Source organism: Larkinella terrae (assembly GCF_009668025.1).
Classification (GTDB): Bacteria; Bacteroidota; Bacteroidia; order Cytophagales; family Spirosomataceae; genus Larkinella; species Larkinella terrae.
Genome location: NZ_WJXZ01000011.1, coordinates 203,264 through 215,457 on the forward strand (window position 1 = coordinate 203,264; position 12,194 = coordinate 215,457).

The window sequence follows — 12,194 nt, forward strand, 5'->3', positions numbered from 1 at the left end:
AAAACCGGGTTTGCCCGTTATGAGAAAACAGTCACAGACGATCTACGAAGTCAACATCCAGTACATTGGCTCCCTCAGTACGCTCCGTCAACGCGAACCTTTCATTGTTTTCTTTTCCAATCTCAAAAAAGCCGTAGAAACCATCATTGGGCAATTGGCGCTGAACGGCTGGCCGCTCAAAGTCAATTACACGGCGGTTTACCGGAGCCTGAAGCAGCGCGGCAGTTACCAGTGCGATTTCGACGTGGCCGGTGCCAAAGTCTTCCGCATCCGCATTGTTGCTCAGGTGTTGAACCCGGTTTTAACGACAATGGGAATCGACGAAAAACCCGCCGAACCGACGCGAAAGAAGTAACCCTGACAGCGGCTGCAAGCCCTGTCAGCGGTTAAAATCGCTGGTTGTTATAAGCCTTAATCATCGTCCCCTTCTTCCTCCTCCTCGTCATCATCATCTCCCTGGCCCAGTCGAACGAAAGCACCCCGGCGCGGAGCGGGCATGATGCTCTTTTCACCCCGGACGGTTTGCCACACAATCTCGCTGAAAATCAGGTCGTCAATGGCGTCCGGTTTGGTGAGATCAAACTGAAGGGAACGCTGTGAATTCTTATTGACCGCAATGTTTTTCTGATTAATATCCGTTCCCGGCTCTTTCGACTGAAAAGGCGTTGCATTGGGTTTTCGGTCGAAACACCGCCACATCGGAGTCGCAGCGGCATCGTACTGGCTCATCGGTTTCAGGCCCAGAATCAGCTCAATCGTGCGCAGCATGCCCGAGGTCGAGTACATGGTGTGATCCACAAAACCGCGTTTTACAAACCCACCGGCCACAAAAGCAATGGAGCGATGGGCATCGACGTGATCAGGCCCATTCTGAGCATCGTCTTCCAGAATAAACACGACGGACTCGTTCCAGATGGGGCTTTGCGAAAGGTGTTCCACAAATCGGCCAACGGCAAGGTCATTGTCGCCAATGGCGGCATAGGGCGTCGGTTTCCCGACGGCGGCTCCGGACGTATGATCGTTTCCGAAGCGGATCGTATTCAGCTGTGGTACTTTTTTAGCGGCAACCAGCTGGTCGAACTCCTTTTCCCATGCTTCTTCGCGCCTGCTGTCCATATAGCCCAGATCGAACCCTTTGAATTCGGGGCAGAATTTGCCCTGCAACGTTTTGATGTTGGCTTTTTCGTCATCGGCAAACCAACCGTAACTCCGGAAACTCACCCCGGCCCGCAGGCAGTGATCCCAGATAAAACCGTCCCGTGGGTGGGCAATTTCCTTCTGGCCTTCGTAATCGTATGTACCGCCCCGGCCGCCGTAGCTCGTCACCCAGTTTTTCTCTACGTAATCATTGGCGTAAGCCGCCGACGACCAGTTATGTCCGTCGGCGCTGACCTCGGCATCGACGTAAAAGTTATCCAACAGCACAAATTCCCTGGCCAGCGCGTGCTGGTTGGGCGTAAATTTTTCGGGAAAAAGACACAGCGCCGGATCGCCGTTGCCTTCTTTCATGTCACCCAGAATCTGGTCGTAAGTACGGTTTTCCTTGATGATGTAAAACACGTATTTAATGGGCGATTTGTCGCCCACCCGCCGGGGAATCGGGTTGCCCGCTTCTCCTTCTGCCTGGGTTTCCTTGGTTTTGGTGTAAGGCGTGTTGGCGTACACCAGCCGGGAATAAGCCGCCAGTTCTTCCGGTTTTGGCTGGTCGATGATCGAAAGCGTTCCTTTGAACAAACCGCCGATGTACTGTTGCCGACCGGTATTAGCCTGGGGGTTTGGGCCGACCTGCTGCGGCATTTTAGACAAAACCGGGTTGGGTCCCTTGGGGTTGGCTTTGGGCGAAAATCCTTTTCCGTTGGTAACAAACACTTTTGAGCCAATCACTTTTACTGCCGTCGGATACCAGCCGGTAGGAATAAAACCGCTCGAACGGGCGTGGCCTTTGGTGGTTACATCGAAAACCGCCAGGCAGTTGTTGTCGGCGTTGGCAATGTAGAGCGTATTTTCATCGTCGCTCAACGCCAGTCCGTTCGGGGTAGTGCCTACGGGCGCATCCGGAAAGAGCGAGGCCGTCAGGGTTTCGATCACTGCCCGTTTCGTCACGTCGATCAACGCCACGGTGTTATCGTTGCCATTGGCGACAAACAGGAATTTGCCGTCGCGGGTCAGCAGCAGGTCGTTGGGATTTTTATTCGTGGGAATTTTGGCGGTTATTTTCCGGGTATTCAGATCAACCATCAATACCGAGGAACCGCCCCAGAGCGATACGTACAGTTCGTTTTTATCGGCGGAAAGCAGGCAGGTATAGGCGGCCGCTCCCAGATTCATCCGGGTAACGGTTTGCCGGTTTTTGGTATCGCAGATGTACAAGGAACTATCCTCTTTGGTAACCACGTACAGGCGGTTTTTGGCATTGTCCACGCACAGACCCGTCGGCGAAATTTTCACCGGCCACGGTTTTCCCAGCACAATGGGCGCGTCCGGCACCAACTGATTATCCTCGATTTTGTAAACCAGAATTTTATTGTCGTTGCCTCCCGAAGCGTACAATTGTTTCTCATCGTCGCTGAATGCCAGTCCCAGATAGGCTTTACCGACGCGCGCGGTATCGACCACTTTCTCCGCTTTCACGTCGATCAGCGTAATGCTCTGGGTGCTTTGCCCGTTGTTGGTGACCGCCAGGTATTTTTGGGATGGCGAAACCACCAGATTCAACGGCAGATCGTCCAGATCGAGGCTGTTTCCGGCGGGTGTAAGCGACCAGCCATTGGGCAAACCGATGCGTTTGCTGTTCAACTGCTTATAAAAAGCAATTTCTTCCGCCTGCTGCCCCGAAGCGTTTTTCCGCTGGCAACCGGGAATTAGAAAAATGAGAAGAATCAGGCAAACGAGACGGGAAAAGAGGGACGCGTTTAACATACCGGAGAGCGTTTACGTAGCGACGAAAAATTCCAGAGCGATTTGAATTAGTAAAAGGCAAGTTCGGTAAAATTTACCCATCCTGCGAACCACAAGCCGCGCCTTAACAGAATGATAAAGCGATACCTGTTGCCCAGGTCTCTGTCGGTTTCGTTCTATTTTCAGGAGATGTGGTAATGGATATTTGTGCCAGAATCAAACCGTTACACTCCCATGAAACTTGCGAACCTAATTTTGATATTGGCCGGAACCACCACGGCTTTGATGGCCGGTATTTTCTTCGCGTTCTCCTGTTCCGTTAATTTAGGGCTGGGCCGACTGTCCGACGCTGTCTACCTCGCGGCTTTTCAATCCATTAACCGCGCCATTCAGAATCCGGTGTTTCTTCTGTGCTTCCTGGGCGCACCGGTTTTGCTGCCGCTCAGCGTCTGGCTCCAGTACCACCAGCCGCTGTCGGTGCGATTCTGGTTTTTGCTGGCGGCCACGCTGGTGTACGTTGTGGGCGCATTCGGCGTAACAATTTTTGGCAACATCCCGCTCAATAACCAACTCGATTCGTTTCCCCTGCTGTCGGCTTCGGCCGAAGAAATGACCCGGCAACGCGCGCAGTTTGAAGGTCCCTGGAACCGGCTGAATACCATCCGTACGCTTTCGTCGGCGCTGGCCGTTGCCCTGCTGACCATCGCCTACCTCAATCCTGACGAACAATAAGTTACCCTTCAAAAAGCCAACACAATCGCTTCGGCAAACCGGTAAAGCTCCTTTTTCTTAAATTGAATTAGTGATTAAAAAAACAAAAAAAATGATAAAAACTTTTTTGTTTAAAGGATTAAGCATAGTTTTGAAGGCCGTAACTCTAACGATTGAGTACCAAAAAAACTCCGTTAAAGAATATTGAAAACCGTCAACCAAACGTTGAGCGAAAAGAATCTTTTGAAAATCCTATCCTAAGCTACCAATCCGAACTTTAGGTAAACACCACCGGAATTTACGGAAGATCGAAAGCTTCCGACTTGATCATTCCGGGTCTTTGTGAAAGTGAAATTGGTTCTAAACTCCTACAGAACAGTAAAAAACAGGTTGACTTTTAGTTTTAACCAATTGCTTAAACGATTAAGCGAATTCATGAACAGTTTTCAACAAAACCGTTATCCTATGAAACACAATGGGAAAGCCCACACGATTCCGCCCGGCGGAGAAGCGCCCCTGCTACGCACGCGTACCCTACTGAGCCCAACGCTCAGGTCGAGTTTCCTTTTTTCGTACCAATAATCCATTTCCAACCATGAGAAAATCTCTAAAACTTTTCATTTTGCTGCTACTACTGGGGCCGGTTTACGCCTTTGCCCAGAGTAGTCGGGTAACCGGTAAAGTTACCGGCGTCGATAACCAGGGACTTCCCGGTGTCAACGTCCAGATCAGCGGCACAACGCTGGGAACGGCAACCGATGCGTCCGGCAATTTTTCGCTGAACGCAGCGAGCAATGCTTCGCTGGTTTTTTCCAATATAGGTTACGCCAGCCAGACCATTCCGGTCAATGGACGCTCGGTCATCAACGTTCAGCTGGTGGAAGATTTAAAGACCCTGAATGAAGTCGTGGTGGTTGGGTACGGTTCCCAACGCAAAACCGACGTAACCGGCGCCCTCACGGCCATCTCTACGAAAGAATTTGCGCAGCAACCCGTTACGCGTCTGGATCAGGTGCTGCAGGGACGGGCTGCCGGTGTGCAGGTCACGCAAACCAACGGCGCACCCGGTGGCGACGCCCGCATCCGGATTCGCGGTGCCAACTCGGTTTTGGGGAGTAACAACCCGCTGTACATCGTCGATGGCTACGTGGGTGCCGACTTTAACTTCGTGAATCCCAGCGATATCGAAACCATTCAGGTGTTGAAAGATGCGGCTTCGACTTCGATCTACGGTAGCCGGGGCGCGAATGGCGTTGTCATCATCACGACCAAAAAAGGCGCGCGCGGCCTGAAAGTTAGCTACGAAGGCCAGTTCAGCGTGGCGCAGAACATCAAGCGCTACGACGTTTTACCAGCGGGCGAATTTGCCGAAATTGTGAACGCCCGGGCCACGGCCACCGGCTCGAACCTGCCGTTTACGGCTGCCCAGATTGCTGATTTTAAACAGAACGGCGGAACCGACTGGCAGAGTCTAGTCTTCCGGAATGGTGGTGGTCAGCAGCACCAGGTGACGGTTTCGGGCGGTGGTGACAAAACTACTTACCTGATCTCGGGTAATTTCCTGGATCAGAACGGGATCGTTAACAACAGCGGTTTTAAGCGGTATATTCTGCGTACCAACCTGAACACGAAGGTCAACGAGAAGCTTTCGTTCCGCGTCAACCTGTGGGGCACGCAATCCAAAAACCACAACACGCTCGACGGTGGTGCCATTGTGCAGGCCCTGGCCTGGGCACCGACTACGCCCGCTTACGGCACCGACGGCCAGCCGACTTTCACGGACCCGATCGGTTCGGTTTACCGGAATCCGCTGGATTACCTGTACGATCAGTCGATCGACGCCAAACGCGCCAGCCTGAACATCAACGGCGGTTTGAACTACAAACTACCCATCAAAGGCTTGTCGGTTGATTTGCAGTATGCGGTCAATTACCTGGACATCCAGAACCTGAACTTTACGGGCAAACGCCTGTCCAACAATGTGCCGAACGCCAGCCGGTATTCGTCGGAGCAGGTGACGCTGCAAAACACCAATACGCTGAATTATGACCTTAAAGTCGGCAATCACTCCCTGAACGCCGTAGCGGTTCTGGAAACGCAGCAGTTTACGGATCGGAACTTCACGGCGAGCGCTTCCGGCCTGCGGTTTCCGCAACTGGGCTACGACAACATTGGCGGCAATACCGCAGCGACCGTGGGATCCGCTTATCAGAAATGGACGCTGCTTTCGCTCCTGGGTCGGGTGAATTATGCTTATAAAGACAAATACCTGCTGACAGCGGCCGTTCGCCGGGATGGTTCGTCCAAATTCAGTGCCGCCAATCGGTACAGCGTTTTCCCGTCGGTCGCACTCGGCTGGCGGTTGTCGGAAGAAGATTTCATCAAAAATCTCGGTGTTTTCAGCAACCTGAAACTGCGGGGTAGCTGGGGGATGACGGGTAGCCAGGCCATTAACCCCTACGCAACCCTGTCGACTTACGGAACAACGGTCGTAGCTTTCAACAACAGCGCAGCCTCAGCGGGGGTGATTCTGGGCAATCCGGGCAATCCGGACCTCAAGTGGGAAACGACCAAACAAACCGATGTGGGTCTGGAAATGGAATTCTGGAACGGCCGGTTGCGGGTCGAAGCCGATTATTTCAAGAAAAACACGACCGATCTGCTGCTGAACGTGGCCATTCCGAGCTACGCCGGAGGTGGTACGCAATACCGCAACGTGGGCGAAATCATGAACAAAGGTTTCGAGTTTTCCATCGGGGGAACGCCGATCGACCAGGGCGGTTTTCGCTGGGAAACCAACCTGAATTTCTCAACGCTGAAAAACCAGGTACTGAATCTGGGCGGTTTGCCCCGGCTGGGTACCGGCACCGGCGTTGGCGCGGGGATGTCGACCACGAACGAATTTATGCTGATGCCGGGCGAGCCGCTGGGATCGTACTGGGGACTGAAATACCTGGGCACCTGGAAACCGAACGAAGCCGATCAGGCGGCCAAACAAGGCCGGGTGCCGGGTGATCCGCATTACCAGGATCTGAACGGCGATAACACGATCACGACCGACGACTTCCAGATCATTGGCCGGGCGTTCCCGAAAGCAACCGGCGGCTGGAACAACACATTTACGTACAAAGGTCTGACGTTGAACCTGTTCTTCAACGGCGTATTCGGCGTCGATAAGCTGAACTACACCCGGGCGGCTGCGCTGTCGGGGTCGGGTGATGCGCGGCAATTCATTCTGTCGGAAATCCGCGACTACTACCGGCCGGGCAACGAAACTTCCGATGTACCAGCCTTCACGAAAACGTACCAGCCCTTCACGCAATCGAGCCGGTTTCTGGAAGATGGCAGCTTCGTACGGCTGAAAAACGTCAGTCTTTCGTATAACATCCCGAACGGTTTTCTGCGGAATAAAGGCACGATTCGGGTTTTCGCCAGCGCAACCAACCTGCTGACGATCACGAAATACAAAGGTCCGGACCCGGAATCCGCGCGCGTCGGTTCCAGTACAGACACCGCCATCGGCATTGACTACGGTTCGTATCCGAACGCGAAAACGTACACCTTCGGCATCAACCTGGGCTTCTAATCTCCTCCGAAAATCCATGAAAAAGATACTCTTATTTGCTTTCGTAGCCGTGCTGGGAGCAGGCTGCAAGAATTACCTGGAAGAAGACACCACCGGTTTGCTGTACGGCCCGAACGTGCTCTCGACGCAGGATGGTCTGGAATCAGCCCTGACCGGCGCTTATCGCGGGCTGGCTAACCAGTGGGGCTACGGCTTTATCCACCCTTCGGCCAATGCCGCCACCATCGGCAGCGACGACGTAACGACCCACCCGGCCAGTAACAAGGCCGACTGGCGCGAGTTCGACCAGTTCAACGTTTCGACGACCAACCAGCGTTCCGGGGCTGTTTATACCGGCTGTTACAAAGCCATTCAGGGTGCCAACAACGTCATCAATAATTACGCAAAAACCGTTGGGACCAAAGCGACGATCGACATCATTGCGGGCGAAGCGTATTTCATTCGCGGTTTTTCGTACTACTGGCTGACCCGGTTTTACGGCAATATTCCGCTGGTGACGGCGGGCGAATATTCGACCGATCTGCTGACGATCAAGAAATCGACGCCCGCGGAGGTATATGCCCTGATTGTGGACGACCTGAAAAAAGCGGAAACCATGCTGCCCAACACCCGGCGCGATCCGGGTCGGCCCAACGCCGGTTCGGCGAAAGCATTTCTGGCCGATGTTTACCTGACGATGGCGGGCTGGCCGCTGAAGCAAACCGACAAGTATGACCTGGCGGCTGCCAAAGCAAAAGAGGTGATCGACAACCGCGCGACCTACGGTTTTGCGCTGATGCCGACGTTTGCGGAAGTTTTCGCGAATGATCCGGCGGTGGCAACCATTCCGGAATCGGTCTTCCAGATCAGCGGTTTTACGGGTGGAAGCGGCACGGCCAACGCGACCTACGGCAACACGACGATGCCGGGCGAAGAAGGCGGCTGGGATGATATGTTTGCCGAGCTGAACTTCTTCAACAGTTTTCCGGCCGGTCCCCGCAAGACGGCCACGTTCCGGACGGAATTTGGTCTGGGAGCTACCAAAATTCCCTGGCAGCAGAGCCTGACCAAGCACCCGTATTACCAGAAATGGTACATCAAAGGCAACGTTGTAACGTCCAGCATTTCGCTGCCGTCGGTAATGATGCGGTATCCGCACGTCCTGACGATTTACGCCGAAGCCAAAGCGCGCGGAACCGGCGGTCCTGACCAGTTGGCGTATGATGCGTTGAATCAGGTCCGGCTGCGCGGCTGGGCCACCGGCACAAAGGCGCTGTCGCCCGCCGACGGACTGACGGCCAGCCAGTTTGCCGACGAAGTGGTGCAGGAACGCGCCTGGGAATTTGCGTGTGAACGCACCCGCTGGTTCGACCTGATCCGGCTCGAGCGCGTGGAAGCCGCCAATGCCGCCAAGAGCCCGGACGATCTGCAACCGATCAAACCCATTACCAAGGCGAATTACTGGTTTACGCTGCCGTACACGGATACGTCGATCAACCCGAATTTGAATTAATAGGGCGGTTTTGTAGTAAGTTCACCTGTTACGAAACGTGGTGGATGAACGCAACTCATTGGCTGGGATGCGTTCGTCCGCCACGTTTTCTGTTCGTAGGCCGGAGGTTTTTGAGTTATTCGGTTTCTGAAAAACCGGAAAACGCCTTACTTTATGCTTCCAATTGAGTGAGACAAACCCGAATGACCGGTATTCTGGAAACGAAAATCAAATCAATCGCCAATCTGTCGCCGGAAGCGCTCGATTTACTGATGGCTTCCACGCGGCCAAAACCGCTCGAAAAAGGCCGGATTTTGTTGCGGGAAGGTGAGGTTTGCAAAACGGTTTATTACGTCGAAAAAGGTTATTTGCGGACTTACTTTACAAAAGAGGGAAACGAAATAAACACCCGGTTTGCCTTCGAAAACGACTTTGTAACGGAGCTAAAAAGCCTGCGTTCGGCCGCACCATCAGCCTACTGGATTCAGGCCGGAGAAAAAACCGTTGTCTGGGAATTCACGAAAGAAAAGTTGTTGGAGTTGTACCGCCAGTCTGCCGAAATCGAATCGTTTGGTCGGAATCTGCTGGAGCAGATGCTGGTCGATCAGGAGGAGCACGGCAATCTGTTCCGGATTTATTCGCCCGCCGAGCGGTATCAGCACATCGTCCGGCATTCCCCCCATCTTCTGCAACGCATTTCCCTTTCGCAACTTTCCTCGTACCTGGGCATGGCACGGGAAACGCTGAGCCGCCTGCGTAAAAAACCGTAAGCGGGTTCATTTTGTGATTTTTGTCACAGGTTGAGTTGCCGGAAACCAGCGACTTTTGCTGCCGTTATCAACCCGTAAACAGAAAGACAACATGAACACACGGACAACTTCCGGCGCAGTGGTCGCCGATTTCGTTGAAAACATATGGAACAAAAACCGCCTGGAGACGCTGGATCAGTACCTGACTTCGGATTTTATCGACCATTCGCTCCCGGCGGTTTTTCCGGCCAATCAGGAGGGCTTGAAGCACTGGGTGACGGCGACGAGTCAGGCTTTCGAGCATCAAACCGTGATTGAGGAGCAGGTCACCGAGGGCGATACCTGCATCATCAAATTCCGGATGCAGGTTCGTCAGATTGGCATCTGGCGCGACATCGAACCGGTTGGCGCGGAAGCGACCGTCGTCGGTTATCGCTGCTTCCGGTTAACCGACGGAAAAATTAGCCAGCACTGGGCGTTGCTGGACGGAAATTCGCTGGAAAACCAATTGCGGAACAGCGCACACGGCTGCAAGATTCAGGGGTAATTGATCAAATTGATGCGGTTTTATGGCGGGTTTAGCTTACAGAACAACCTTGGAACCTCGTCCCATCGGGACGACATCTAAAACCGTACTACCCAACAATTGCCTTCAGTGTCAGCGCATTTCGCACGGCGTTTCCTCCACCATCGTTGTTGAAATACACGTAAACATCCTTGTCCATTGCCACCCATTCCCGAATGCGGTCGGCCCACCAGTGGAGGTCGGCGTCGGAATAGGAACCGCCGTATAAATGCTGCTGATCGGGGCCGTGCATCCGAACGTACACGAACGGGGCCGTTGCCCGCAGAATGCAGGGCAGGTTGGCCCCGCTCATGATGCAATAAGCCGCCCGGTGTTTCTCCAGCAACCGAAACGTCTCTTCGTTGTGCCAACTGTGGTGCCGGAATTCGACGGTAATCCGTAACCAGTCGGGGATTTGTTCCAGAAAATAAGCCAGCCGGTCGTAATCGTAGGCCAGGTGCGGAGAGAGCTGCACCAGCAAAACCGCCCGTTTTTCACGGAGGGCGTGCCAGCAGGTTTTGATCCGGTCGAGCCAGGCTTCGGGGGCGTAAAGCTTTTTGGCGTGCGTCAATCCCCGGGGCGCTTTAACGGTCAGGCAAAAACCGTCGGGTAGGCGGCTGCGCCAGCCGGCAAAAGTGCTGAGCTGGGGCCAGCGGTAAAAACTGCTGTTGAGCTCGACGGTCTGAAACTGCCGGACATAATACGCCAGCCGGTCGTGCACCGCCGTGGGATGCGGATACAAAACGCCCTGCCAATGGTCGTAACTCCAGCCCGATGTGCCAATGTGGATACGCATACGATTTCAAACATCAGCAAAACCGGTTTGAAACCGTTTTGTTTACCGCGCCTGATACGGCCCGTGAACGGCTTTGACCCGAAACGACTCGTCGCTGTCGTCCAGAATGATCACGCGGTAACGGTCTCCGCCCGGATCGACCCGCACCAGCACGTGCCCGGAATCGCTTTTCAGGCGGTTGAGCAACTCGCCGATCACCAACTTGTTCGCTTCCAGCATGTCCGTGGCAAACACATCGCGGTCGCCGGGGTAAACCTGCTGCGAGTAGATGCGCGCCAGCACGTCATGGCCCGGATGGTCGGACGACCAGACCGGAATAACCAGCACGCGGGGGCGCAGACTGCCCAGCAGAAAACCGTTCTGTGAATCGCGGTTGCCGTGGTGGTCGAGCAACTGAACCTCTACCGGCCCCACCACCTGCGCCACCGGCGTCTCCACATCGTGCCAGCTCGGCTGACCGAATTGCAGGACCCCGGGAATGTCACCACCCGAAAAGTAATCGAATTTGCCGTAGCTCAGCCGCAGCGCCATGCTGCACATGTTTTCGCTGGGATACTGGTTTTGCGGCAGTGATTTCAGTTCCGGAAAGTGCTGTCGGGTGACGGTTCCAACCCCCGTCCAGATTTCACCGTTGACGGCCAGGTTTCGGATTTCGAATTTATCCCGGTATTTGGCGGGTTGGTTCAGCAACTGAATCTGGTCGTTTCGCCCGGCCTGCAGCCGTTCTACTTTCAGGCCCTTGTTCTGGATTTGCCAATCGATAAACTGGCGGTAATTCTTCACCAGCGGAAAAGGATCGCCCGAGATCGGGTAATTGTAATCGGGCCAGGCGCGGTCGATGATCTTGCGAACCGGAATGTGTTCGGCCACTTCGGTCACGCCCGTCAGCACGTAATTGCCCGCCGGAGCTTTTTTCGACGTCTTCGAAGGCGCGCCCATGTGGTCGTCGTGAAAGTGCGTCATGATGGCGTAATCGATGGCCGGATCGCTGCGGAAACTGAGGGCTTTGCGGGCGTACCGCGCAATCCACTCCCCGGCGTGCCGGTCGCCGTTGGGTTTGGCGGGCGTGTTGCGCGGACTCATCGTGCGCGGGCCGGTCGGGTCCAGTTCACCGGCATCGATCAAAACCGTCGTGCCGTCGGGGAGGATCAAAAAGGCCGAATTTCCGCGACCGGTATTGATCTGGTGAATGTCGAGATTGCCTTCCTGCCAGACGGGCAGTGTCTGACCAACCTGCTGAGCGTGAGTGATAAAGGCGCTATTTAAAACGAAGAGACAGGCAAGTACAAGGAGCCGTTTCATAAAGGGTTGCGGAGGGATGACGAATGATCGGATAAACTTAATCAATCGAATTGATACGGTACGGATTCCGGGATAAAGGTAATGTTAAGTTAAGGCTTCCCGGCGGAGGCCAACGA

General features: G+C 54.2%; 9 protein-coding genes. 6 read left to right on the forward strand and 3 right to left on the reverse strand.

From position 1 onward, the window contains the following. Positions 1-19 precede the first annotated feature (19 nt). On the forward strand, positions 20-355 hold the full coding sequence (locus GJJ30_RS18340) for a hypothetical protein (protein WP_154176635.1): 336 nt from the start codon (positions 20-22) through the stop codon (positions 353-355). A 56-nt stretch (positions 356-411) separates the two neighbouring features. Here the strand turns inward: GJJ30_RS18340 and GJJ30_RS18345 are convergent, their stop codons facing one another. Beyond that, positions 412-2,919: a bifunctional YncE family protein/alkaline phosphatase family protein gene (locus GJJ30_RS18345; RefSeq protein ID WP_154176636.1), complete on the reverse strand. Its 2,508-nt coding sequence runs from the start codon at positions 2,917-2,919 to the stop codon at positions 412-414. 213 nt (positions 2,920-3,132) lie between these two features. Between GJJ30_RS18345 and GJJ30_RS18350 the strand changes: the two genes are divergently transcribed. The 5 genes from GJJ30_RS18350 (at position 3,133) to GJJ30_RS18370 (ending at position 9,962) form a co-directional block, all read left to right on the forward strand. Beyond that, positions 3,133-3,630: an anthrone oxygenase family protein gene (locus GJJ30_RS18350; RefSeq protein ID WP_154176637.1), complete on the forward strand. Its 498-nt coding sequence runs from the start codon at positions 3,133-3,135 to the stop codon at positions 3,628-3,630. Between the two features lie 574 nt (positions 3,631-4,204). Continuing rightward, the gene (locus GJJ30_RS18355; RefSeq protein ID WP_154176638.1) at positions 4,205-7,195 is read left to right on the forward strand and encodes a SusC/RagA family TonB-linked outer membrane protein; all 2,991 of its coding nucleotides are present in this window, start codon (positions 4,205-4,207) and stop codon (positions 7,193-7,195) included. 16 nt (positions 7,196-7,211) lie between these two features. Next, entirely contained in the window at positions 7,212-8,687 is a 1,476-nt protein-coding gene (locus GJJ30_RS18360) for a RagB/SusD family nutrient uptake outer membrane protein (protein WP_154176639.1), read from the forward strand. Positions 8,688-8,854: 167 nt separating this feature from the next. Next, a complete protein-coding gene (locus GJJ30_RS18365) occupies positions 8,855-9,436 on the forward strand; it encodes a Crp/Fnr family transcriptional regulator (protein ID WP_310588329.1) in 582 nt (193 codons plus the stop codon). Positions 9,437-9,527: 91 nt separating this feature from the next. After that, positions 9,528-9,962 (forward strand): ester cyclase, encoded by a 435-nt coding sequence (locus GJJ30_RS18370; protein ID WP_154176640.1) that lies wholly within the window; start codon positions 9,528-9,530, stop codon positions 9,960-9,962. Between the two features lie 88 nt (positions 9,963-10,050). On the opposite strand, the gene GJJ30_RS18375 is transcribed toward GJJ30_RS18370, so the two are convergent. Both GJJ30_RS18375 and GJJ30_RS18380 read right to left on the reverse strand, forming a co-directional pair. Further along, positions 10,051-10,776, reverse strand: a complete 726-nt coding sequence (locus tag GJJ30_RS18375) for a DUF72 domain-containing protein (RefSeq protein ID WP_154176641.1) — start codon at positions 10,774-10,776, stop codon at positions 10,051-10,053. A gap of 42 nt (positions 10,777-10,818) precedes the next feature. After that, entirely contained in the window at positions 10,819-12,078 is a 1,260-nt protein-coding gene (locus GJJ30_RS18380; RefSeq protein ID WP_154176642.1) for a ComEC/Rec2 family competence protein, read from the reverse strand. Positions 12,079-12,194: the final 116 nt, after the last annotated feature.